Here is a 23,610-nt window from a genome sequence, read left to right on the forward strand (position 1 = left end):
GGCCGGTTTGATGTGGATCAAGACTTCGGATCGTCGTCCTTCCACGGCGCCGAAAGGTAACGGGTGCGGTTGAAGGTCTCCAGCCACTCCGGGCAAAACACCACCAACGCACTGACAACCATGCCGTTGATAAAGGCCTCGGGGAACAGCAGCAACCACAGGTAGCCGACAAAATCCTCCAGCCACTCCGGCATGGCGAAGAGGCCGTCGTACCACAGCAGCGTCAGGCTCAGAATCAGGCACAACAGGCCTGACAACGCAGCGGCGAAGAAGCCGGAACAGAAGATGTAAACGAACGGATTTCGTGGCTGCGCGCGTTCGACCAGAATAGCCACGCACTCGGTGATCAGCACTGGCAGCAGAATCAGCAACGCGCCATTGACGCCCACCGCAGCCAGGTCCTGACGCCCCAAAAGCACCAGGCCAATCTGCGCCACCAGCCCGCCGACAATCGCCAGCGGCCAATCGAGCAGCAGCGTGACCGCGGTCATGCCGATGAAGTGATACGACACGCCGGTGTCGAAATCCCTGCGCACCAGCCACAGCAGAAACAGCGCGAACACCGTGCCGAACAGCAAGTGCTGCCGGCGACTGTCGCTGAACAGCTCAACCCATGGCGCACGCATGATCGCCCAGAGCAGCACCGGCAGATAAATCAGCCAGCCGAGCGTCAGGCTTGCCGTTGAAAGCAGTTCGGCACCGATCATGATTCCCTCACCTGCTACTCGACACGCTTTTTTGTAGGAGCTGCCGAAGGCTGCGATCTTTTGATCTTGTTTATAAAAGCAAAAGATCGCAGCCTTCGGCAGCTCCTACAAGGGCGCAATCGCGCGACGTTTATGTCTGAGCCGATGCAAAGCTATCTGCTTGTCGCATTTGGACGCTAAGCTTGGGCTTATGGATGATTCAGATTATTTACGCCTGCTGACCATCGCGGCCGAGCAGGCCAATGCGTTCCTGTCCAATGCCCGCAAATGGGAGCGTGAGCGTTGGGTCTGCCAGCGCCTGCTGCAAGGTCTGAACATCCCCTACCGCGCCGACGAATTCGCCCCGGCCGGTGAGCCGCCGGACGTGCTGTTCCGCGATGCCAATTTCGAAGTTTTTTTCGTCCTCGACGAAGGCCGCCGTCTCAATGACGAGTGGCGCGACGAATTGCAGCGTCGGCGCAGCGCGTTTTCCCTGAGCCAACTGGTGCGCCGCGAAGCCAAGCCCAAACGCATCCCGGCCAATGAATTTCTCCTGCGTCTGGCGCCGACCCTGCGCAAGAAGGCGCACAACTACAAGGAACGCGGCATGGATCTGGGTGAACTGGACATCATCGCCTTCGCCAGCCTCAAGCGCGAAGTGCTGGACCTCAACAGTCATTTCCCGCCACCGACCGAATACCTGCGTCAGGGCTGGCGCTCGCTGTCGCTGGTCGGCCCGACATTCGCCCGCGTGTTGTTCGCCCACCCCGACGCACCAGACTTTCTGCGCAGCAACCTCGGCCGCAGCATTGTGTTCGACGTGGGCATAAGCCTGTGACGCCGCTGCAGCAGTTGATCGCCGAGGTTCCGCAAACCGGTCGCGTGCGCTGGATCGGTGTGCGTCCAGAATCCCGTGGGCCGATGCTTGAGCTGGACGCGGTCGAGGCGCGGCTGGAGGCCGGGCTCACCGGCGACCACGCCCGCCCGGGCGTTCGCAATGCGCGACAGGTGACGCTGATTCAGTGGGAGCACTTGGCGGTGATCAATGCATTGATGGGCCGTCCCGATGACGAGCCGGTCCGGCCTGAAGATCTGCGGCGCAATCTCGTTATAAGCGGAATCAATTTGTTTAGCCTGAAGGGGCGGCGCTTTCGCATCGGGCAGGCGATACTCGAAACCACTGGCTGGTGTCAGCCCTGTGCACGTTTGCAGAACAATCTCGGCCCGGGCACTTTCCAGGCCGTGCGCGGGCATGGCGGGATCACCGCCCGGGTGTTGCAAAGCGGCATCATTCGCCTCGACGATAGCGTGTGCGTCGAACCGGTTCCGGACAGCGGTTACGCTGCGTTCAACCCGGGCTGAAAACCGCTGTAGCCTGTGCTCATTCAGTAACGTCTACCTGACGAGGCAAATATGACCAGCCGCCTGAACCCCGAAGACCAAAAGCATGTCGAAGAGTACCTGCAACTGTCCCAACACCGTGTCGAGCGCCGGCCTTTCCGGCCGTGGATGCTCCTGGTGCTGGTGCTGGCAGTGACCATTGGTCTGGGCCTGTTGAGCCGATTTATCAGTTACCTGACGTTATGAGCTGCCTTGCGCTCCCTCGGGTAACCGCACCGATTTCCTTTAAAAACCTTGCGAGTTATCCCTATGTCCCATCGTATTGTCATTGTCGGCGGCGGCGCCGGCGGTCTGGAGTTGGCTACCCGTCTGGGTAAGACTCTGGGCAAACGCGGCACGGCCAGCGTCATGCTGGTCGACGCGAACCTGACCCACATCTGGAAGCCGCTGCTGCACGAAGTGGCCGCCGGTTCCCTGAACTCCTCCGAAGACGAACTCAACTATGTCGCCCAGGCGAAATGGAACCACTTCGAGTTCCAGCTTGGGCGCATGAGCGGGCTCGATCGCGCGCAGAAGAAAATCCAGTTGGCCGCAACATACGACGAAAACGGCGTTGAGCTGGTGCCAGCGCGTGAAGTAGCTTATGACTCGCTGGTGATCAGCGTCGGCAGCACCACCAACGATTTCGGCACCCAGGGCGCGGCGCAGCATTGTCTGTTCCTCGATACGCGCAAACAGGCTGAGCGCTTCCACCAGCAATTGCTCAATCACTATCTGCGCGCCCACGCCGGGCAGACCGACGTGGTCGAGCAGATCAGCGTGGCCATCGTCGGTGCTGGCGCCACTGGCGTCGAACTGGCGGCCGAGCTGCACAACGCGGCGCATGAACTGGCGGCGTATGGCCTGGACCGGATCAAACCGGAAAACATGCACATCACGCTGATCGAAGCCGGCCCACGGGTGCTGCCTGCCCTGCCGGAGCGCATCAGCGGGCCGGTGCACAAGACCCTGGAGAAGCTCGGGGTCAATGTGATGACCAACGCAGCAGTCAGCGAAGTGACTGCCGACAGCCTGATCACCGCCGATGGCAACGAGATCAAGGCCAGCCTGAAAGTCTGGGCTGCCGGCATCCGCGCACCGGGTTTCCTCAAGGACATCGACGGTCTGGAAACCAACCGCATCAATCAGCTGCAAGTGTTGCCGACTCTGCAAACCACGCGCGACGAAAACATCTTTGCCTTCGGTGACTGCGCGGCGTGCCCGCAACCGGGCACTGATCGCAACGTCCCACCACGGGCACAAGCGGCGCATCAACAGGCGTCGCTGCTGGCCAAGTCGCTGAAGCTGCGCATCGAAGGCAAGACCCTGCCGGAGTACAAGTACACCGACTACGGCTCGCTGATTTCACTGTCGCGTTTTTCTGCTGTGGGTAACTTGATGGGCAACCTGACCGGTAGCGTCATGCTCGAAGGCTGGCTGGCGCGGATGTTCTATGTGTCGCTGTACCGTATGCACCAGATGGCACTGTACGGGCCGTTTCGCACGGCGATGCTGATGCTGGGGAGCAAGATTGGTCGTGGCACCGAGCCGCGTCTGAAACTGCACTAAAACGCCAACCTGTGGGAGCGAGCCTGCTCGCGAAAGCGGTGGGTCTGTCAACACTGTCGTTGAATGATCCGGCCCCTTCGCGAGCAGGCTCGCTCCCACATTGTTTCGTGCTGTTCTCAAATCAGTGGGCGAAGGCCTGCAATGAATCGCTGCTCATCACAGCTGGAAGCGCCGCACCATGCCCTGCAGCGCATTGGCCAGTTGCGACAGTTCGTGGCTCGATGCGCTGGTCTGATCAGCCCCCGCAGCCGAACGCACCGACAGGTCGCGAATATTCACCAGATTGCGATCCACTTCCCGCGCCACCTGCGCCTGCTCCTCGGCCGCGCTGGCGATCACCAGGTTGCGCTCGTGGATCTCGTGCACCGACGCTGTGATCGTCACCAACGCCTCACCCGCCCGCTCTGCCAGAACCAACGTGCTCGCCGCACGAGATGCGCTGGCCTGCATGGACTCCAGCGCCAGGCTCGAACCGCTGCGCATGCCTTGCACCATCTGCTCGATTTCCTGCGTCGATTGCTGGGTACGATACGCCAGCGCGCGCACCTCATCAGCCACCACCGCAAAGCCGCGACCGCTTTCGCCCGCTCGTGCTGCCTCGATGGCAGCGTTGAGCGCCAGCAGATTGGTCTGCTCGGCGATGGCGCGAATCACGTCCAGAACCTTGCCGATGTCCTGCGACTGATTGGCCAGCGACTGCACCAGTTCACCGGTGTTCTGCACATCGCTGGCCAGCGCATTGATCGCGCTGGCGGTTTCGCTGACGCGCTCCTGGCCCAATTGCGCCGATTGACTGGACTGGCGCGTGGCATCGGACGTCGACACCGCGTTGCGCGCGACCTCCTCCACCGCAGCGGTCATCTCGTTAACCGCAGTGGCGGCCTGTTCGATTTCGTTGTTCTGCTCTTGCAAGCCTTGGGTGCTGTCGACGGTAACGGCGCTCAGTTCGTCAGCGGCGGTGGCCAGTTGTGTGGCTGAGCCGCTGATACCCTGCAGCGTCTCGCGCAGGTTCTGTTGCATCGTCGCGAGGGCTTTGAGCAAGCGGCTGACTTCGTCGTTGCCATGGGTTTCGATCGGTCGGGTGAGATCGCCCTTGGCGACACTTTCGGCGGCATCCACCGCGCTGCTCAGCGGGCGCACGATACTGCGCGTGAGCAACATCGCCAGCGCCACCGTGGCCAGCGCTGCCAAGGCAATGAAAAGAGTAACGATGGTGCGCGAGGTTTCATAATGCGCGGCGGACTTCTCGCTTTCGGCAGCGACCTGGCGGGCGAACAGATCGGCGAGATCATTGAGCTGTTTGCCGGAGCCGTCGACCACGGTCTTCATGTCAACCAGGAGCAATTTGGTCAGCTCGTCACGCTTGCCTTGCTCAGCGAGGGTGAACGACTGGGCAATGCCGGTGCGATAGGCGGCGAAGGTTTTCTTGAACTGGTCATACAGCTGCTGGCCTTCGGCAGTGTCGACCAGTTTGTCGTAGGCTGCGATTTTTTCGCTCAGCTCCTTGTCGCGGGTGTCCATCTGGCCGCGATAGGTGGCGATATTGGCCGGATCCTGATCGAGCGCCATGCGCAGGGAGATAGTGCGGATGCGCAGCATCAGTTCACGGATCTCGTCGCCGCCACGGATGCTCGGCAACCAGCGGTTCTCCACCGCCACCTCACTGTCGCGGATGCTCGACATCTGCCCCAGCGCAAACACGCCGAGCAAGGCCACCAACACCGCGATCAGGGCAAAACCCAGGGCAGCCCGGGGAGCAATATTCAACTGACGAAGCAACATGACGAACGCCCTTATTCTTGTAATGGCCAGATCAAGGGGCGAAGCGTTGGCAGTCCCCTCTTGTTAGCGGGCTATCGGCAGGTTGTATGACGACTTGAAGGGATTCAGCTTTCAGCAGGCAAAAAAAATCCCCGTATCTTTCGATACGAGGATTTTCAATATGGTCGGGGTAAGGGGATTCGAACTCCTGACATCCTGCTCCCAAAGCAGGCGCGCTACCGGACTGCGCTATACCCCGGTAAAAAAAAGGCGACCTTTCAAAGATCGCCTTCTTCGATCAGCGCTTTTGGCCTCTGATCTTAAGATTCGATCCCAGCGCAAACTGGTTTCAAAAATGGTGGGTCGTGTGGGATTCGAACCTACGACCAATTGGTTAAAAGCCAACTGCTCTACCAACTGAGCTAACGACCCAAATATGGTCGGGGTAAGGGGATTCGAACTCCTGACATCCTGCTCCCAAAGCAGGCGCGCTACCGGACTGCGCTATACCCCGGTTTGAAATTGGCTCCGTGACCAGGACTCGAACCTGGGACCCAATGATTAACAGTCATTTGCTCTACCGACTGAGCTATCACGGAACTACATATTTCAATTTACAACGGTGAAGCTTTTTTGCATCTCGCCACCCGTTCGCATCGCTGCGTTCGTGTGTCTGAGGCGCGCTATTCTACAACCTAGAACACCTCTGTCAACCCCCTAAATTGCTTTCAAGTTAATGATTTGCAACTTATTTCAGATTCCAACCCGGTGGGTTGAAACGCTGCCGGTGACTGACTGCGGGGCGCACTTTACAAGCCTTTTCCTTTGAGTTCAACAGCCTGGCGAAAAAAAGGCCTCGCAATGCGAGGCCTTCCCGGTTTCATTGCCGCTGAGGCTTAGCCGAAAACGATTTCGTCGTTCTCGACCTTGCCGGTGGCGGTGTCGCCCGGCATGAAATGACCCGACAGGATCAACTGCGCCAGCGGGTTTTCGATCCAGCGCTGGATCGCCCGTTTCAAAGGACGTGCGCCATACACCGGGTCGTAACCGACGGCGATCAGCTTGTCCATCGCCTCAGGGCTCAGTTCCAGCTTCAGCTCGCGCTCGGCCAGACGGCTGCGCAGGCGACCCAACTGGATCTCGGTAATCCCGGCGATCTGCTCCCGCGCCAGCGGCTCGAAGATCACCACCTCGTCGACCCGGTTGATGAACTCCGGACGGAAGTGCGACGTCAGCGCGTCCATCACGGCGGCCCGCTGCGCTTCACGATCACCGACCAGTTCCTGGATCTGCATCGACCCGAGGTTGGACGTCATCACGATTACCGTGTTGCGGAAGTCCACCGTACGCCCGTGACTGTCGGTCAGCCGGCCATCCTCAAGCACTTGCAGAAGGATGTTGAACACATCCGGGTGCGCCTTCTCGACTTCGTCAATGAGGATCACCGAGTACGGCTTGCGACGCACCGCTTCGGTCAGGTAGCCGCCCTCTTCGTAGCCGACGTAGCCTGGTGGCGCACCGATCAGACGAGCCACGGAATGTTTCTCCATGAACTCGGACATGTCGATCCGCACCATCGCCTCTTCGGTATCGAAGAGGAACTCGGCCAAGGCCTTGCACAGCTCGGTTTTACCGACACCGGTCGGGCCGAGGAACATGAACGAGCCGCTCGGCCGATTCGGGTCGGACAGCCCGGCGCGGGAACGCCGCACGGCGTTGGCCACAGCCACGACCGCTTCTTCCTGACCGATCACCCGTTTGTGCAACAGGCTCTCCATCTTCATCAGCTTGTCGCGCTCGCCTTCGAGCATTTTCGACACCGGGATGCCGGTCCACTTCGACACGACTTCGGCAATCTCTTCCTCAGTTACCTTGCTGCGCAGCAACTGGTTTTCGCTCTTGCCGTGCTGGTCGACCATCTGCAGGCTGCGTTCCAGATCGGGGATCACCCCGTACTGCAACTCGGCCATGCGGTTCAGGTCGCCTTTGCGGCGTGCGGCTTCCAGTTCCTGGCGCGACTGTTCGATCTTCTGCTGGATCTGCGCAGAACCCTGCACCTCGGCTTTTTCCGAGTTCCAGATTTCTTCCAGATCCGAGTACTCACGCTCGTGACGCTCGATTTCTTCCTGGAGTTTTTCCAGGCGTTTCTTCGCTGCGTCGTCGCTTTCTTTCTTCAGCGCCTGGGATTCCACCTTCAGCTGAATCAGGCGCCGCTCCAGACGATCGAGTACTTCCGGTTTGGAGTCGATCTCCATGCGGATACGGCTGGCTGCCTCATCGATCAAGTCGATGGCCTTGTCCGGCAACTGCCGATCCGTGATGTAGCGATGGCTGAGTTTCGCCGCGGCAATGATCGCGCCGTCGGTGATCGCCACCTTGTGGTGAACCTCGTAACGCTCTTTAAGGCCACGCAGAATGGCGATGGTGTCTTCTTCGCTCGGCTCGTCCACCAGGACTTTCTGGAAACGCCGCTCGAGCGCCGCATCCTTCTCTATATATTGGCGATACTCGTTGAGCGTGGTCGCGCCGACGCAGTGCAACTCGCCGCGAGCCAGCGCAGGCTTGAGCATGTTGCCTGCATCCATCGAGCCTTCGCCTTTACCGGCGCCGACCATCGTGTGCAGCTCGTCGATGAACAGAATGATCTGCCCTTCCTGCTTCGACAACTCGTTGAGCAACGATTTCAGGCGCTCTTCGAACTCGCCGCGATACTTGGCGCCGGCGATCAACGCGCCCATGTCCAGCGACAGCAGACGCTTGCCTTTGAGGCCGTCCGGCACTTCGCCGTTGATGATGCGCTGGGCCAGACCTTCGGCGATCGCGGTTTTACCCACGCCAGGCTCACCGATCAGCACAGGGTTGTTCTTGGTACGGCGTTGCAGAACCTGAATGGTGCGGCGGATCTCGTCGTCACGGCCGATCACCGGATCAAGCTTGCCGTCTTCGGCGCGCTTGGTCAGGTCGACGGTGTATTTGTCCAAGGCCTGACGCGATTCTTCGTGGTTGGCGTCATTTACCGCTTCGCCCCCACGCAGGTTGTTGATCGCGTTTTCCAGGGCTTTTTTGCTCACGCCTTGGCCGAGCAGCAACTTGCCGAGCTTGCTGTTCTCGTCCATCGCGGCGAGCAGCACCAGTTCGCTGGAGATGAACTGGTCGCCCTTCTGCTGAGCCAGGCGATCGGCCTGATTGAGCAGGCGCGCCAGATCCTGCGACATGTTGACGTCGCCGGTCGGGTTCTGGATTTTCGGTAATTGGTCGAGCTCTTTGGTCAGCTCTTTACGCAAGCTGTTGACGTCGAAGCCTACCTGCATCAGCAGCGGCTTGATCGAACCGCCCTGCTGTTCAAGCATGGCCTGCATCAAGTGCGCCGGCTCGATGGCCGGATGATCGTGGCCAACCGCCAACGACTGGGCGTCGGACAGGGCCAACTGTAATTTACTGGTTAAACGGTCAATACGCATGGGTCACCTTCCTTTTGAGCAGGCCGGACCTAAGAAACCATCCTGAATAAAGAAACCTGCCAGATACCGCTATAGATGCGGTCGATTCTGCAAGATTCAAGCGTCGGAGAGTTGATACAGGTCAGGCAAGTCTAGCGGGTGAGCCAGATCAAGGAAGCGAACCGACCGGTGCGCGACGCACGGCGGTAGGAGAAGAAGCGCGGATCGGTCACGGTGCAGAAACCGCCACCATAAACAGCGGTAACACCGCGTTCAGCCAGACGCAGGCGCGCCAGGTGATAGATGTCGGCCATGAACTTGCCGGGATTGTGGCTCGGCACGAAGGCTGTCGCCGCTTCCGGCAACTGTTTGACGAAGACTTCGCGTACTTCCGCGCCGACTTCAAATGCTTGCGGGCCAATCGCCGGGCCGAGCCAGACCAGAACGTCTTCAGGCGCAACATCGAGGCTGTCGAGGGTGGCTTCAAGCACACCCGCCGCCAGACCACGCCAACCGGCATGGGCCGCCGCTACACGGGTGCCCGCACGATTGCAGAACAACGCCGGCAGGCAATCCGCCGTCATCGCCGCGCAGGCAATACCCGGCGTTGCGGTCCAACTGGCATCTGCAGTCGCAACGATGCCCGGATCAGCATGGGCAACGGTGATCCCGTGCACTTGCTGCAACCAGGCAGGCTGTATGGAGAAGTGATCGGTCAGACGCCGACGGTTCTCGGCGACGGCTTCAGGACGATCATCGACGTGATCACCCAGATTCAGGCTGTCGAACGGCGCCTCGCTGACACCACCCTCGCGGGTGGTGACACAGGCCCTGACGCTGGCCGGCGCAGGCCAGTCCGGCGTCAGCCAGTTCATCCGACGAAGGCCTCGCGATCCTGCTTGAGCAGGGTCAGCAGCCAGACGAAATCCTCCGGCAGCGGCGATTCCCAGCTCATGCGCTCACCGCTCGTCGGATGATCGAGTTCCAGGAAGCGCGCGTGCAGGGCCTGACGCGGGAAGTGCTTGAGCGATTCAACCATGGTCGGGTTGGCCGCTGGCGGAATGCGGAAGCGCCCGCCGTACGCCGGATCGCCGACCAACGGGAAGTTGATGTGCGCCATGTGCACGCGGATCTGGTGGGTCCGACCGGTTTCCAGCTTCACCCGCACATGAGTGTGGGAACGGAAACGCTCGAGCACGCGGTAATGGCTGACGGCAGGCTTGCCGCCTTCCATCACTGCCATGCGCTGGCGTTGCTGGCCGTGACGACCGATCGGCGCATTGATCTTGCCACCGGCGGTGACCACGCCAATGACGATGCACTCGTAGATACGGCTGACGCTGCGGCTCTGCAATTGTGCGACCAGCTTGGTCTGCGCCTGAATGGTCTTGGCCACCACCATCAGACCGGTGGTGTCCTTGTCCAGACGATGCACGATACCGGCGCGCGGGACATTGATGATGTCCGGCACATGGTGCAACAAAGCGTTGAGCAGGGTGCCATCGGCATGGCCGGCAGCCGGGTGCACCACCAGGCCCGCAGGCTTGTTGATCACCAGGATGTCGTCGTCTTCATAGACGATGTCGAGCTCGATGTCCTGGGCGATCCATTCGCCCTGAGCTTCCTGCTCGGCAGTCAGCTCAAGGATGGCACCGCCATGCACAATGTCGCGCGGGCGGATCACCGCCCCGTCCACAGTCAGGCGACCTTCTTTGATCCAGGCGGAAAGGCGCGAGCGTGAGTGCTCAGCGAAGAGTTGGGCGGCGACTTGATCGAGGCGTTGGCCGCCCAATTCGGACGGCACCTCTGCGCGAAGTTCAATTTTATCGGACATGCTCGGACTGGGCGTCGGCACAGCCTTTGGTTTCGGCTGCGCGCTTGTGGTTAAATACGGCGTCTTTTGCCCCGAGGCTTTTCAACGGGGCGCTCATCATAACAGGACGGCCCCGCCCAAGACAGCGGCCGTCATAGGGACGCAAGCCGCCATGCAAGTGAAACACCTGCTGCTGATCGCCATCCTCGCATTGACCGCTGCTTGCTCATCGAAGGAAGTCGTAGACGAAAACCTCAGCGAAGCCGAGCTGTATCAGCAGGCTCAGACTGATCTGGACAACAACAGCTACACCAGCGCCACAGCCAAGCTGAAGGCTCTGGAGTCGCGTTATCCGTTCGGTCGCTACGCCGATCAGGCTCAGCTGGAGTTGATCTACGCCAACTACAAGAACGCCGAGCCGGAAGCTGCAAAGTCCGCCGCCGAGCGTTTCATTCGTTTGCATCCGCAGCATCCGAACGTGGATTACGCGTACTACCTCAAGGGTCTGACCTCGTTCGACCAGGACGTCGGCCTGCTGGCGCGCTTCCTGCCGCTGGACATGACCAAGCGTGACCCTGGCGCCGCCCGTGACTCGTACAACGAGTTCGCGCAGCTGACCAGCCGCTACCCGAACAGCCGCTACGCGCCGGACGCCAAGCAGCGCATGATCTATCTGCGCAACCTGCTGGCGGCCTACGAAATCCACGTTGCTGACTACTACCTGACCCGTCAGGCTTACGTAGCCGCTGCCAACCGTGGCAAGTATGTCGTGGAAAACTTCCAGGAAACCCCATCGGTCGGCGACGGCCTGGCGGTGATGACCGAGGCTTACCAGCGTCTGCATCTCGACGATCTGGCCGCCACCAGCCTGGAAACCCTGAAGCTCAACTACCCGGATCACCCGAGCCTGCAGGATGGCCAGTTCGTGCCACGCGTAGCCGAGGCCGACAACCGTTCGTTCCTGAGCAAGGCGACTCTGGGCCTGATCGAATCGCGTCCACCGCTGCCGCCGGGCGAAACCCGCGCCAACCAGGACGTGCAGAAGCAGTTCCAGGACGCGAAAGATGCGATTCCGAACGAGCTCAAGCCTAAAGACGAAAACGGCGACGTGATCGAAGAGCCAGAGCCGGAATCCAGCGACACCGATCGCTCGTGGTTCAGCTACATGACCTTCGGCGTGTTCGACTGAGCACACCGGCTGTACGAAAAAAGGGAGATCTGCGGATCTCCCTTTTTTATTGCCGCGCTTTAATAGGCTGTGCGCTGATCGGGTCCTTGGCTAAACTGCCGGATCATCAGTCGAAAAGCCGCTCATCATGCTTCGTTTATTGTTCTGGATTGTCCTGATCTTCGCCGCCATCTGGCTCTGGCGCAAATTCAAGGCCCCCGCCTCGTCCACCCGATCGCCGCGCGAACAGGATGCGCCGCCGATGGTGCGCTGCGCCCACTGCGGCGTGCACCTGCCGCGCGACCGCGCGCTGGGCAACCAGCAACTGTGGTATTGCAGCCAGGCTCATCTCGAGCAAGGCCCGGGCGCCAGTGGTCGCTGAGACCGACCAAAAACAGGCTCAGCGTCTGCTGCGCCTTTATCACCTGTACCGGTTAAGTGTCGGCATCACCCTGGTGCTGCTGATCTCCAGCAACATGGACAACAGCCTGCTGACGTCGGCCAACGACGATCTGCTGCGCGGCGGCAGCTGGCTGTACCTGATCATCAACATGCTGCTGGTGGTGTTCCTCGAAAACACCCGGCGCCCGGCGCAGTTGTTCTCCCTGGCGCTTGTCGATGTGCTGCTGTTGTGCGGCCTGTTCTACGCGGCCGGCGGCGTGGCCAGTGCGCTGGGCAATTTGCTGGTGGTCTCGGTGGCGATCAGCAACACCCTGCTGCGCCGACGCATCGGCCTGCTGATTGCCGCCATTGCGGCGATCGGCATTGTCGGCCTGAGCTTTCTGCTGGGGCTCAGCCGCCCTTTGAGCGCCAATGCCTACTTGCAAGCCGGCACCCTCGGCGCGCTGTGCTTTGCCGCCTCGCTGCTGGTACAAGGGTTGATTCGTCGCCTCGAAGTCAGCGAGACCCTGGCCGAACAGCGCGCCAGCGAGGTGGTCAGCCTGGAGGCGCTGAACGCGTTGATCCTGCAACGCATGCGCACGGGGATTCTGGTGCTCGACGAACTACGCCGGGTGCAACTGGCCAATCACAGTGCGCAGAGTCTGCTCGGCCATAGTCACCTGCAAGGTCATTTGATCGACGAATATTCGCCAGCACTGGTCGAGCGTCTGCAACTGTGGCGCAACAACCCGACCTTGCGCCCGCAGAGCCTGAAAATCCCCGGCAATGGCCTTGAGCTGCAACCCAGCTTCATCGCCCTTGAGCAGAGTCCGAACCAGCAGACGCTGGTGTTTCTCGAAGACCTGGCGCAAATCACCCAACAGGCGCAGCAACTCAAGCTCGCTGCGCTCGGGCGTTTGACCGCCGGCATCTCCCATGAAATTCGCAATCCACTGGGCGCGATCAGTCATGCCGCACAGCTGTTGGCCGAGTCCGAGGAACTCGATAGCGCAGATCGGCGTCTGACGCAGATTATTCAAGACCACTCCCAGCGCATGAACCGAGTCATCGAAAACGTCCTGCAACTGTCCCGCCGCCAGCAAAGCGCGCCGCAACGGCTGGACCTCAAGCCGTGGCTGGAAGACTTCGTCGGCGAAACCCGCGAGCAGGCCAACGAGCGCCAGCACATTCATCTGCGAATCAATTCCGGCGATTTCACCACGCTGATGGATCCCAACCAGCTGCGGCAGATTCTCGACAATCTGATACGCAACGCCTGGCGTCACAGTGCGCAACTGCACGAGCAGGCCGACGTCTGGCTGGCACTGTTTGTCGACCCCGAAAGCCAATTGGCAGTGCTCGAAGTGCAGGACAACGGCCCCGGCGTGTCGGCCGATGAACAGGCGCATCTGTTTGAGCCGTTCTTCACTACCAGCAGCCAGGGCACCGGCCTTGGCCTTTATCTGTCCCGTGAGCTGTGCGAAAGCAATCAGGCACGCCTAGACTTCAAATCACGCCAAGGCGGCGGCTGCTTTCGCATCACTTTTGCTCACGGACGGAAACAAAGTTGAATACAAGCCCACGGCAAAAAATTCTAATCGTCGACGACGAACCGGATATCCGCGAGCTCCTGGAAATCACCCTGGGACGGATGAAACTCGAGACCTTCAGCGCACGCAATCTGGGCGAAGCTCAGGCGCTGTTGCAGCGCGAGCACTTTGACCTGTGCCTGACCGACATGCGCCTGCCCGACGGCACCGGGCTGGAGCTGGTGCAACACATTCAGCAACGCGCTCCACACCTGCCGGTGGCGATGATCACGGCGTACGGAAGCCTGGAAACTGCGATCAATGCGCTGAAGGCCGGGGCGTTCGACTTCCTCACCAAACCGGTGGAACTGCCGCGCTTGCGCGAACTGGTCAGCTCGGCGCTGCGCCTGCCGACAGCGGGCGGCTTGAGCACGGCAATCGAGCGACGCTTGCTGGGCGACTCGCCGCCGATGGCCAATCTGCGCAGGCAGATCGACAAGCTCGCACGCAGTCAGGCGCCGGTGTACATCAGCGGTGAATCCGGCAGCGGCAAAGAACTGGTCGCACGCCTGATCCACGAACAAGGTCCGCGCGCCAGCCAGCCGTTTGTGCCGGTGAACTGCGGGGCGATTCCGTCAGAGCTGATGGAAAGCGAATTTTTCGGCCACCGCAAAGGCAGTTTCACTGGAGCCGTCGAAGACAAGCCGGGGCTGTTTCAAGCGGCCCATGGCGGCACCCTGTTTCTCGATGAAGTCGCCGACCTGCCACTGTCGATGCAGGTGAAGCTGCTGCGGGCGATTCAGGAAAAAGCCGTGCGCAGCGTCGGCGGCCAGCAGGAAACGGTGGTGGATGTGCGCATCCTTTGCGCCACCCACAAAGACCTTGAAGCCGAAGTTTCAGCCGAGCGTTTCCGCCAGGATCTGTATTACCGGCTCAACGTCATCGAACTGCGCGTACCGTCCCTGCGCGAACGCCGCGACGACATCGAGGCGCTTGCCATGCACGTGTTCAAGCGCCTGGCCAAAGACACCGGACAACCCGAAGCACGCCTGCATTCGCAAGCGCTGGAGGCGCTAAAGAACTATCGCTTCCCCGGCAATGTGCGCGAACTGGAGAACGTTCTCGAACGCGCGCACACCCTGTGTGAAAACCGCACGATCGAGGCGCAGGATCTGCGCTTGAGCGAAGGCAATTGCACGGCGGACGGGGCGATGGCCGATCTGACACAGATCGACAACCTCGAGGATTATCTGGAGAGCGTCGAGCGCAAACTGATTTTGCAGGCATTGGAGGAAACCCGCTGGAACCGCACGGCGGCGGCGCAGCGGTTGAGTCTTTCGTTCAGGTCGATGCGCTATCGACTGAAGAAGTTGGGCCTGGATTAAAGGCCCCTTCGCGAGCAGGCTCGCTCCCACATTTGGAATGAGTATTCCTGTGGGAGCGAGCCTGCTCGCGAAGGCGGTCTACCAGCCTCTGACTAAATACGGCCCTCAGGGGCATACGGCGCCGGATCAATAATCGGCGCCCGCCCCAGCATCACGTCGGCAAACAACTGACACGACGCCGGCGCCAGCACCAGCCCGTTGCGGTAATGCCCGCAGTTCAGCCACAACCCCTCGAACCCGGGCACCCGGCCAATAAACGGAATGCCTTCCGGCGACCCCGGCCGCAGCCCCGCCCAGTGTCCGACCACTTCGGCATCCGCCAGCGCCGGCAACAATTCGATCGCCGAGGCCTTGAGGCTTTGCAGCGCTATGTCGGTCGGGGTCTTGTCGTAACCTTCGTGCTCCAGCGTGCTGCCGATCAGAATGTGACCGTCGCGACGCGGGATCGCATAACGCCCTTTGGCCAGCACCATGCTCGGCAGGAAATCAGCCGCGCATTTGTAGAGAATCATCTGGCCTTTGACCGGCTCGACCGGCAGCGACAGGTTCAGCGTCTTGAGCAGATCACCGCTCCACGCCCCCGCTGTCAGCACAATCTGGTCGCCGTTGATCACGCCCGTCGGAGTCTGCACGCCGACCACGCGCTCGCCCTCGCGGACGAAGCCACTGACTTCGCATTGTTCATGAATCGTCACGTTCGGCAGCGCCAGCAGCGCGGCTTTCAGCGATTTGACCAGCCGTGGATTGCGCACGTTGGCGACATCGGCCATGTAGATCGCCCGGCTGAAACCGCTGCCGAGCACCGGCACCGCGTCATGCGCCGCCGAGATATCCACAGCCCGCAGCGGCCGGTTTTCCCGCTCGGCCCAGGCCAGCGCTTCGGCCTCATCGTCCAGATCGAGCCAATAAAGACCTGTGGTGTGTACCTCAGGATCAACCCCCGTGTCGGCAAACAAGCGCTCGCCGAGCTGTGGATAAAAATCCTGCGACCAATGCGCCAGCGCGGTGACTGCCGGACTGTAGCGCCACGGGTACAACGGCGAAACGATGCCGCCGCCAGCCCAGGATGACTCCCGGCCGACATTCGAGCGATCCAGCAGCACTACGCTGCGCACTTCGGAGGCAAGATTGTAGGCAGTGAGCAGGCCAATCACCCCGCCACCGACAATCACCACTTGCTGTTGCCTGGTCATGTTTGATCCAACCGTAAAAAAGACAGTGGGCGCAAAAGGCGCCCGAAAAAGAATGCGTCAGCGGCCCCAGCAATCCTTGGCGGTCACTCCGGTGGTCGCGTTGTTCATGCTTCGCACGCCAGTGTTGGTCAGGGTGAAATCCCCGCACTTGTCGGTCGCCATGGCCGAGCCGGTTTTACGCACCGCAGTCAGCACAAAGGTCTGGTCGGTCAGCGTCGGGGTGATGGTGTAGAAATCATTGCCCGTGCTCAGCCCGGTGACGCCGGTGTAGACATTGTTGCGGGTATAGAAGCGTTCGAGGGTCTGTGCCTGCTCCGAGAGCAGCGAGACTACTTCGGCGCGACGGCCCTTCTTCACGTATTCGTTGTAGCTGGGAATGCTGATGGTGAGGATGATCCCGATAATCGCGATGACGATCATGATCTCGATCAGGGTAAAGCCTCGGCTGGATCTGCGCATGCCTCAAATTCTCGCTTACTGGATTTGTCGCCACATGATACGACGGCTGCCGCCGCCACCCTTTTCCACAATGACCGTGACCGCGCCGCTGGTGTCAGTCGTGCCCTTGCGCTCGCCGTTAGCGGAGATGAAGTTCAGGGTCGGAATGCCGCCGGTAAAAATCACGCCGCTGGATATCGTATCGTTGCTGTCGACCAAACGGTCGCCGGTGGTGTCGATCACGGCGTAGTTGAGCATCTTACCGTTGAACGCATCGAGTTCGACCAGTCGGCCCGTACCAAAGCTCGAACACGGGTCGGTGGTATCGACGCTTGCGGTGGTAAAAACGACTCGCCCCAGCACGATGCTGGCCTGGTTGATCACTCGCTCGCCGGTCAGCACGTTGTTATACACCAGCGGCAGATACCAGCCTTTCTCTGCCGGATACGTCGTTTCATTCTGGCTGGTGGTCAGGAACTGCCCGGAACTTCCGGAGAACGAGCCGGTAATCGCCTGCGCTTGCAAACTGCTAACGGTGATTTGGCCGGCCCCACCCTCTGCATCCCAGATCGAATAGAACGCCTGCAGATCCTTGTTGCTCTTGTCGGCAGTCTCGTTGAACTTGCCGGTGCCAAAGAACACTTGCTTGCCGCCCTGCGGATTATCCGCCAGCAGCGGTTGCGCAGTAATCGGCTGCGTTGCCCCACCCGGGGCTGTAAACAAAGGCTTGCCGGCAAACGCCACGCCCCAGCTTTCTGCCCCGGGTGCGCTCAAGTCGAATTTCCACATACGCCCCTTCAGGTCACCAGCGTAGGCAGCCTGCACCACGTTCGAGGAATTGACCCTGAGTTTTACCGAAGACAGACCGTTGCTGGTTTCCGTGCTGTCGATGACGATTTTCCTGATCAGCGAACCATCCATTGCATCCAGTACATACAAAGCCGCAACCCCCGAATTGCTGCCGTAGCCGTTGGCGATGAATGTCGCCCAGCGACCATTGGCCAAGCGTGCCACTTCCGGACGGGCGTAGGCGTAACCCAGATCATTGAAAGCATTCGACGCATTGGCCGTGGCCGGCGCACTGACTTCCCACAGTGCCTTGATCACGTTACCTGCCGAGGCATCGAACAGCTGCAACCCATAGAAGGTTTTGCCACCCGCCCCCGTTCCGCCAATGGCCAGGGTTTTCCAGGTAGTGCCGGCCTGCGCATCGAACACGCCGACCTGACCGTCCACGAGAAACTTGTGGCTGACGCCGTTGACGTAGTTGGTATCCGCAATCAGCCGCAACGAAGGCAGCACGCTGGAGGGCATGTAGGCATAACGGCGAGTGCCGTTCGCCGAATTGATCACGTTGACGAAACCGTCGTTGGCGTTCACCACCAGGCTGGTATTCATGTTCGCAGCCTTGGTGGTCAGGTAGTTGGTGTAACTGCTGTCACCCGTCAGATCGGATGCGGTCTTGTCCGAAGGCGACGCGAGTACCAGCGGCGAATTGATGATGTCGCCGAGCAGCGCAGTGCGCACTTTGAGCCCGGCCTTGTTGGTCCCCTTGCTCCACTCCACCAGATCATTGCCGTTGATTCCGGTAGGCAATCCCTGATTCAGCGTAGTCTGCTGTGTCGGGGAAAAGTTGAGGAGTGCCAGGGCAATTGGCGTATTGCTCGCGGTGTTCCATGACTGAAAAGTCGGCGCGGTGGCAGAGGGCACGATAGTGGTGTCGGTCGACCATTGCGCCGCCGAGGTATTCACCGTGCCTGTCGAGGTAAAGCCGAACGACCTGATCGTGCCGCGCCAATCCTTGGGATCGTAAGTGGTCTGGTAAAAACTGCTGCCACTGGTCAAGGTGCTGCTGCTGGCGACGCCGGCTCCACCGGAGCCGGCCTTGGAAGTGATATCGCTCAGTGCTGACGATAACGCCGCATTGAGCCCGGAGCTGTCAGTCGCCTGGTAATACCTGCCCTGCCCGTAACTGGCGGCGTCGGACAACATGTCATTATCCGCAGCGAAGCCAACCGTATAGGTGTTCATGTACTGCCTGGGAAAATCCACTGCGTTCCAGCTTTTGCCGGCGGCGTCGGTGCCGGTCGAGCGCATGTCGATGTCGAAGGCGAATTTGGCAATGTCATCCAGATACAGCGTGTCACCTTCGCCGTCACCGTTGAGGTTGTCGCCATCGTTATTCACGCCATCCCAGTTCGGTAAGCGACTGCCTCCCAGCGGATCGTTGGTCGGGAAGGTACGGTCATAGGTCGGCAAGCCATCGGTAATCACCACGCCGTAGTTTTTCTGGCAGCGATATTGAATCGGGCTGCTATAGGTCGCCGGCGTGCCGTTGTAGTAAGGCGCCAGACCACGCATGTAGCGGGTGACTTCGTAATAGCTCTCGGCCAATGGCGTGTTGGCCACGGCGTTCAAGCCGTTGATCGATGAGATCAGCGCGTTGTAGTTGGTGTCTGCCTGGGCTTGGGTGACGTTGCCCGCGACGGGTGACAAATCGGTGATTGAGCGAGCGATGAAACCGCCGTTGCCCGGGTTGCTGCTGGTCGCCGGATTGAATGTCGACAGGCCCATGCGCAAGGTGCGGTTGCTGCTCACCAGTGCGGTGGAAACGTTGCGCGCCACGTTCATCCGGTAATCGTTGGGAATCGCCCCCGTGGTGAAGTCGCGGGTGCCGGTGCTGTTGGCGAGGCTGACTATGTAGGAAATGTAATCGGCGGAATACCGAGTGTTCTCGTTGCCTACCGGGTCTGGGAGCTTGAGGCACAACGGCGCCACGCTGTTGTTGTAGAACGCATAGGCGCCTCCCGAGCACCCGGAAGTCGGCAGGCTCGATAGAAACACCGTGTCGCCGGTAATCTGCGGCGCATTGAGTGCAGAGCACAAGCCGAGGAAGGCATTGCACTGCCGGGCGGGAGTGCGGTTGACGTTCGGGTCGAATCCGGCGGCGTAGATGATGCTGTTCATACTCCCCGAGTCGTCGATCAGCAGCATCACGTTCGGCGCCACCGCAGCCGCGCTCAGCAATGGCGAATCGGAAGGCGTGAAAGCCCAGGCCGGTGCCGCCAGGTAACAACTCAGCAGCATGCCGATCAGCAGCGACACGCCGCGCTCAATACTTCGCATAGACACTCTCCACCACGCTACGCGAATTGCCGGCGATGCCGACCGCAGTGACTCGATACAACGTCGCCGAAGTGTTACTCGGCACGTTCACCGCCGTCAGGGTCGTGCCGATGTTCTGCACGCCATAAAAGCCATTACCGGCGGCGATCCAGGTCACCCCGGAGGTCGAATTGAAACCTGCCGAGCTGACCACTGACGACTCCGCTGGCGGCAGGCATTGACTCGTGCCGCTGCACACCGCCAATGAGTAGCTGTCCAGTTGTACTGCACTTTCGCCGACACGCAATGCCGCTTCGGCCGCCTGAAACGATTGATTGCGCAAGCTGACGCTGCCGGCCATTTTCTCTTGCAGGTTGGCGCTCTGCATCGAGGACAAACCGATCAATGTGAGCAACAGCAGAAACACCAGACTGACCAACAAGACCATGCCGCGCTGGGCCTGACGTTGTTGCAAGGAAATCCTCATCGCCGCCCCCTCATGGCAAGCGGTTGCGCAATGCCGCAACCACGTTGAAGGTTTGATTGCGCACCCGATTGTTCGGGTCGGTGAGGGTCAGGCTCAGGCGCACGCTGCGGATGCGCGCGGGATCGCCAGGGTTGCTGCTGTAGGTCGAGGCTGCGACGTCGGTCGCCGAACTGGCCAGACCGAATGTGACGTTGAAGGCGCTGACATTGTTGACCAGCACTTGCTGCACCGGATTGCCGCTGCCAGTGCCCATGAGGATCTGGTTATTGCTGAAGCTGTAGATCAGGCGCCGGATCGGGAACGCAATCTGCCCCGTGGTCGGGCTGCGCAATCCGCTGTAGGCGACCGCGCTGTTGCGACAATCGGAAATCACCGTCCAGGTCGGCGTTCCCCCGCCGCTGCCGACATCGGCGGTGACCATGGTCAGCTTGAGACTGGCGTTATCCCAGCTGATCGGGATGAGTTGCGCAGTGTTGAAATCCCCTGCAGAACTGGAGTCGACGATGGTGCCGAGACAACCGAACATGCCGACCATGCGGATTTCCTGAATCATTTTGCTGAGGACGAAGCGCGCATCTTCCTGCATCGCTGCGGCGCTGTTCTGGCTGACGTAGGTGTTTTTCGCGGCGATGAAAATCTGCACCACACCGAGTACAACGATCAAACCCAAAGCCAGAGCAATCAGCAACTCGATCAGACCGAAACCACGGTTGGAACGCGTCATGGTGTGGCCACCGGATCGACCGCCGCCCGGCTGGTCAGGACGAAACTGCGCTGGGCACTTGCAGCGTTCGCCGCGCGCGCGTCGCTCCAGGTAATGGTGATTGTGTAGACCCGTTGATTGAGGGTGATGCTGCCTGTCGCGGTCGGGCCGCCGAAGTTGGCGATGTTGGTGGTGAAGTCGTAGAGGTCCTGGTCCCGCGCATTACTGAGATTGCCCGAGGTCGGTGGCGTGACGGTGTAGTTGGCGCCGGAATTGGCGCGGATGCGATCCATCATGTCATAGGCGATGAAGCTGGCCTGACTGGTCATCCGCGAACTGTCGGTGTACTTCAGCGCATTGAGCTGCACCGCCGCTGCGCCCAACAGCCCGACGGTCAGAATCAGCAGCGCGACCAGCACTTCGATCAGCGTCATGCCCTCCTGTGCGTTTTTGCTCCCTGCCCTCATCCGCAATTTCCACCCAGTTGAATGCGTCCGTTCAAACACACGTTCAGCGTCCTGCTTTGCGTGCCCAGCGTGTAACCGATGACCACCGCCGTCGACGGTGCCGCCAGACCGCCGAGGTTGTTGAAATCCAGTGCGGTCACTCCTGAGGGTAGTGTCAGAATCGCGCCGCTGCTCATCGCTGGAACAACCCGCAACACATTGGCCGGATTGCCAGTGCTGTCGTAGACCGCCAGCTCACCGGTCCAGACACTGCCGCCAGCGGTCGGACGCAATCGCGTGGTCACGCCGCGATTGATCGCTTCGAGGCGAGCGAAATTGATCGCGCGCTGCAAGTCGCCGACTTCGGTATCCGCCTTGCTGCTCTGGATCGTACGGGTAAAGGCCGGCACCGCCAGCGTGATCAGTATCAGGAACACCGCAATGGCGACCAGCAACTCGACCAGCGTGAAACCTTTTGTACGAAGATCCATCGGTGCCCTCCGTTGCCGTCGGCTATACCTGCTTCTACACGCTAGAACATTCGCTCGGCACCCGCCGACTGATTTGCTCTGTGCGGCGCACGGATTGCGCTGCTCATACCATTCCACGGAGGGATTTTTCATGCCGCAACACGGTTTCAGCCTGATTGAACTGCTTATGGGACTGGCGATTGGCGCAATTGTTCTGCTGCTGGTCAGCCCGGCGTTCGCCACGCTCAAGCAAGCGACTCAACGCGATCACGCCGCGCAGTCGCTGCTCGAAGGCATCCGCCACGCTCGCACACTGGCGATCACGCACAATCAGAGCGTGGTGATCCATGGCATCGACGGCGACTGGAGTCAGGGTTGGCGGATCATTCTGGATCGAAGCGGCAAGGGGCCGGAGGACAGCAGCAATCCGCTGCTGGTTGAACGCGCCAGTGAGGCGAAGGTGCCGATTGTCGGCAACTGGTGGGTGAGCCGCTATGTGCGGTTCAGTCATTTGGGGCAGCCGCTGATGCCGGGGCGGCGATTTCAGGCGGGGACGATACACGTCTGCTCGCCGCGCGAACCGGTCAGCCAGCGGCAGATCGTGCTGGCGGCGACCGGTCGCGTGCGCCTGAACAGTCAGGAAACCGAGCAGGCGCTGTGCGACAAAAGCAGAAGCGTCAGATCGAACGGACGCGCAGCTCTTTCGGCATCGAGAACGTGATGTTCTCCTCACGGCCAGCCAGCTCGTCGGCACCAGTCGCGCCCCAGGCCTGCAATTGCTGAATCACGCCCCGGACCAGCACTTCCGGCGCCGAGGCGCCAGCGGTAATGCCGATGCGCTCGACGCCGTCGAACCAGCTCTGTTGCAGGTCCTCGGCACCGTCGATCAGGTACGCCGGGGTCGCCATGCGCTCAGCCAGTTCACGCAGACGGTTGGAGTTGGAGCTGTTCGGGCTGCCCACCACCAGTACCACGTCGCACTCGTCGGCCAGCTGCTTGACGGCGTCCTGGCGGTTTTGGGTGGCGTAGCAGATGTCGTCCTTGCGCGGACCACCAATGGCCGGGAAGCGCGTGCGCAGGGCATCGATAACGCGGCTGGTGTCGTCCATCGACAACGTGGTCTGGGTGACGAAGGCGAGTCTTTCCGGATCGCGCACCTGCAATTCGGCCACGTCCTTCTCGTCTTCGACAAGGTAGATAGCGCCGCCATTGCTCGCATCGTACTGGCCCATGGTGCCTTCGACTTCCGGGTGACCGGCGTGGCCGATCAGGATGCACTCGCGACCGTCGCGGCTGTATTTGGCGACTTCGATGTGCACCTTGGTGACCAGCGGGCAGGTTGCATCGAAAACCTTCAGGCCACGACCGGCGGCTTCGTTGCGTACGGCTTGCGAAACACCGTGGGCGCTGAAGATGACGATCACGTCATCGGGTACCTGATCGAGCTCTTCGACGAAAATCGCGCCACGGCTGCGCAGGTCTTCGACGACAAACTTGTTGTGCACCACTTCGTGACGCACATAGATCGGCGGCCCGAAGACTTCCAGGGCGCGGTTGACGATTTCGATCGCCCGGTCCACACCGGCGCAGAAGCCACGGGGGTTGGCGAGTTTGATTTGCATGCTGTGCCTCGTGTCTTGCGCGCGAAAACAATGG

At 60.6% G+C, this 23,610-nt stretch carries 22 protein-coding genes and 4 tRNA genes; 9 read left to right on the plus strand and 17 right to left on the minus strand.

The features are described from left to right. Positions 1 to 17: 17 nt before the first annotated feature. Positions 18 to 707, minus strand: coding sequence for an energy-coupling factor ABC transporter permease (locus PS14A_RS21230; protein WP_130911375.1), 690 nt, complete (start codon positions 705 to 707; stop codon positions 18 to 20). Positions 708 to 897: 190 nt separating this feature from the next. On the opposite strand from PS14A_RS21230, the gene PS14A_RS21235 reads away from it, so the two are divergent. The 4 genes from PS14A_RS21235 (at position 898) to PS14A_RS21250 (ending at position 3,635) form a co-directional block, all read left to right on the plus strand. Further along, positions 898 to 1,524, plus strand: coding sequence for a DUF1780 domain-containing protein (locus tag PS14A_RS21235; protein WP_007909887.1), 627 nt, complete (start codon positions 898 to 900; stop codon positions 1,522 to 1,524). Beyond that, positions 1,521 to 2,048, plus strand: coding sequence for an MOSC domain-containing protein (locus PS14A_RS21240; RefSeq protein WP_160768590.1), 528 nt, complete (start codon positions 1,521 to 1,523; stop codon positions 2,046 to 2,048). Before PS14A_RS21235 ends, PS14A_RS21240 begins: the two co-directional genes overlap by 4 nt. Before the next feature lie 51 nt (positions 2,049 to 2,099). After that, positions 2,100 to 2,273, plus strand: a complete 174-nt coding sequence (locus tag PS14A_RS21245; RefSeq protein WP_007909875.1) for a DUF3094 domain-containing protein — start codon at positions 2,100 to 2,102, stop codon at positions 2,271 to 2,273. Between the two features lie 63 nt (positions 2,274 to 2,336). Then, positions 2,337 to 3,635, plus strand: coding sequence for an NAD(P)/FAD-dependent oxidoreductase (locus PS14A_RS21250; RefSeq protein ID WP_016773144.1), 1,299 nt, complete (start codon positions 2,337 to 2,339; stop codon positions 3,633 to 3,635). A 156-nt stretch (positions 3,636 to 3,791) separates the two neighbouring features. Here PS14A_RS21250 and PS14A_RS21255 read toward each other — a convergent pair whose 3' ends face one another. From PS14A_RS21255 to rluD, 8 genes are all read right to left on the minus strand, one after another. Next, positions 3,792 to 5,417: a methyl-accepting chemotaxis protein gene (locus PS14A_RS21255; protein WP_137215604.1), complete on the minus strand. Its 1,626-nt coding sequence runs from the start codon at positions 5,415 to 5,417 to the stop codon at positions 3,792 to 3,794. Between the two features lie 161 nt (positions 5,418 to 5,578). Further along, positions 5,579 to 5,655 (minus strand) — tRNA-Pro (locus PS14A_RS21260). A gap of 97 nt (positions 5,656 to 5,752) precedes the next feature. Next, a tRNA-Lys gene (locus PS14A_RS21265) sits at positions 5,753 to 5,828 on the minus strand. 5 nt (positions 5,829 to 5,833) lie between these two features. Next, a tRNA-Pro gene (locus PS14A_RS21270) sits at positions 5,834 to 5,910 on the minus strand. Between the two features lie 9 nt (positions 5,911 to 5,919). Beyond that, positions 5,920 to 5,995: transfer RNA gene (locus PS14A_RS21275), tRNA-Asn, on the minus strand. Between the two features lie 297 nt (positions 5,996 to 6,292). Further along, the gene (gene clpB / locus PS14A_RS21280) at positions 6,293 to 8,857 is read right to left on the minus strand and encodes an ATP-dependent chaperone ClpB (RefSeq protein ID WP_212617161.1); all 2,565 of its coding nucleotides are present in this window, start codon (positions 8,855 to 8,857) and stop codon (positions 6,293 to 6,295) included. A gap of 131 nt (positions 8,858 to 8,988) precedes the next feature. After that, positions 8,989 to 9,711: a peptidoglycan editing factor PgeF gene (pgeF, locus tag PS14A_RS21285; protein ID WP_212617162.1), complete on the minus strand. Its 723-nt coding sequence runs from the start codon at positions 9,709 to 9,711 to the stop codon at positions 8,989 to 8,991. Then, entirely contained in the window at positions 9,708 to 10,670 is a 963-nt protein-coding gene (gene rluD, locus PS14A_RS21290; protein WP_042610487.1) for a 23S rRNA pseudouridine(1911/1915/1917) synthase RluD, read from the minus strand. The genes pgeF and rluD overlap by 4 nt, the downstream gene beginning before the upstream one ends. 151 nt (positions 10,671 to 10,821) lie before the next feature. On the opposite strand from rluD, the gene PS14A_RS21295 reads away from it, so the two are divergent. From PS14A_RS21295 to PS14A_RS21310, 4 genes are all read left to right on the plus strand, one after another. Continuing rightward, a complete protein-coding gene (locus PS14A_RS21295; protein WP_016773139.1) occupies positions 10,822 to 11,838 on the plus strand; it encodes an outer membrane protein assembly factor BamD in 1,017 nt (338 codons plus the stop codon). A gap of 127 nt (positions 11,839 to 11,965) precedes the next feature. Continuing rightward, positions 11,966 to 12,199, plus strand: a complete 234-nt coding sequence (locus PS14A_RS21300; RefSeq protein ID WP_212617163.1) for a PP0621 family protein — start codon at positions 11,966 to 11,968, stop codon at positions 12,197 to 12,199. Then, positions 12,189 to 13,769, plus strand: coding sequence for an ATP-binding protein (locus tag PS14A_RS21305; protein WP_212617164.1), 1,581 nt, complete (start codon positions 12,189 to 12,191; stop codon positions 13,767 to 13,769). Before PS14A_RS21300 ends, PS14A_RS21305 begins: the two co-directional genes overlap by 11 nt. After that, positions 13,766 to 15,112: a sigma-54 dependent transcriptional regulator gene (locus PS14A_RS21310; protein ID WP_212617165.1), complete on the plus strand. Its 1,347-nt coding sequence runs from the start codon at positions 13,766 to 13,768 to the stop codon at positions 15,110 to 15,112. Before PS14A_RS21305 ends, PS14A_RS21310 begins: the two co-directional genes overlap by 4 nt. A 92-nt stretch (positions 15,113 to 15,204) precedes the next feature. Here the strand turns inward: PS14A_RS21310 and thiO are convergent, their stop codons facing one another. Genes thiO through PS14A_RS21345 form a run of 7 tightly spaced genes read right to left on the minus strand, consistent with a single transcriptional unit; the run spans position 15,205 to position 21,975 of the window. Continuing rightward, on the minus strand, positions 15,205 to 16,305 hold the full coding sequence (gene thiO, locus PS14A_RS21315; RefSeq protein WP_212617166.1) for a glycine oxidase ThiO: 1,101 nt from the start codon (positions 16,303 to 16,305) through the stop codon (positions 15,205 to 15,207). Positions 16,306 to 16,362: 57 nt separating this feature from the next. Next, positions 16,363 to 16,764: a type IV pilin protein gene (locus PS14A_RS21320; RefSeq protein WP_122706060.1), complete on the minus strand. Its 402-nt coding sequence runs from the start codon at positions 16,762 to 16,764 to the stop codon at positions 16,363 to 16,365. 15 nt (positions 16,765 to 16,779) lie between these two features. Continuing rightward, positions 16,780 to 19,869 carry a PilC/PilY family type IV pilus protein gene (locus tag PS14A_RS21325; protein ID WP_212617167.1) on the minus strand — a complete coding sequence of 1,030 codons (3,090 nt, stop codon included), beginning with the start codon at positions 19,867 to 19,869 and terminating at the stop codon, positions 16,780 to 16,782. Further along, positions 19,856 to 20,335 (minus strand): PilX N-terminal domain-containing pilus assembly protein, encoded by a 480-nt coding sequence (locus PS14A_RS21330; protein WP_039761677.1) that lies wholly within the window; start codon positions 20,333 to 20,335, stop codon positions 19,856 to 19,858. Before PS14A_RS21330 ends, PS14A_RS21325 begins: the two co-directional genes overlap by 14 nt. A gap of 10 nt (positions 20,336 to 20,345) precedes the next feature. Continuing rightward, positions 20,346 to 21,059, minus strand: a complete 714-nt coding sequence (locus tag PS14A_RS21335) for a prepilin-type N-terminal cleavage/methylation domain-containing protein (protein ID WP_212617168.1) — start codon at positions 21,057 to 21,059, stop codon at positions 20,346 to 20,348. Next, positions 21,056 to 21,505: a type IV pilus modification protein PilV gene (gene pilV, locus PS14A_RS21340; protein WP_016773132.1), complete on the minus strand. Its 450-nt coding sequence runs from the start codon at positions 21,503 to 21,505 to the stop codon at positions 21,056 to 21,058. Before pilV ends, PS14A_RS21335 begins: the two co-directional genes overlap by 4 nt. After that, entirely contained in the window at positions 21,502 to 21,975 is a 474-nt protein-coding gene (locus PS14A_RS21345; protein ID WP_130910966.1) for a GspH/FimT family pseudopilin, read from the minus strand. Before PS14A_RS21345 ends, pilV begins: the two co-directional genes overlap by 4 nt. Positions 21,976 to 22,105: 130 nt before the next feature. Here PS14A_RS21345 and PS14A_RS21350 point away from each other — a divergent pair, with 130 nt between their 5' ends. Beyond that, the gene (locus tag PS14A_RS21350) at positions 22,106 to 22,675 is read left to right on the plus strand and encodes a GspH/FimT family protein (RefSeq protein ID WP_212617169.1); all 570 of its coding nucleotides are present in this window, start codon (positions 22,106 to 22,108) and stop codon (positions 22,673 to 22,675) included. Here the strand turns inward: PS14A_RS21350 and ispH are convergent. Then, the gene (gene ispH, locus PS14A_RS21355) at positions 22,632 to 23,576 is read right to left on the minus strand and encodes a 4-hydroxy-3-methylbut-2-enyl diphosphate reductase (RefSeq protein WP_137215615.1); all 945 of its coding nucleotides are present in this window, start codon (positions 23,574 to 23,576) and stop codon (positions 22,632 to 22,634) included. The two genes, PS14A_RS21350 and ispH, sit on opposite strands and share 44 nt — an antisense overlap. Positions 23,577 to 23,610 lie beyond the last annotated feature (34 nt).

The organism is Pseudomonas sp. 14A (genome assembly GCF_018132745.1).
Lineage (GTDB): Bacteria > Pseudomonadota > Gammaproteobacteria > Pseudomonadales > Pseudomonadaceae > Aquipseudomonas > Aquipseudomonas mercuritolerans.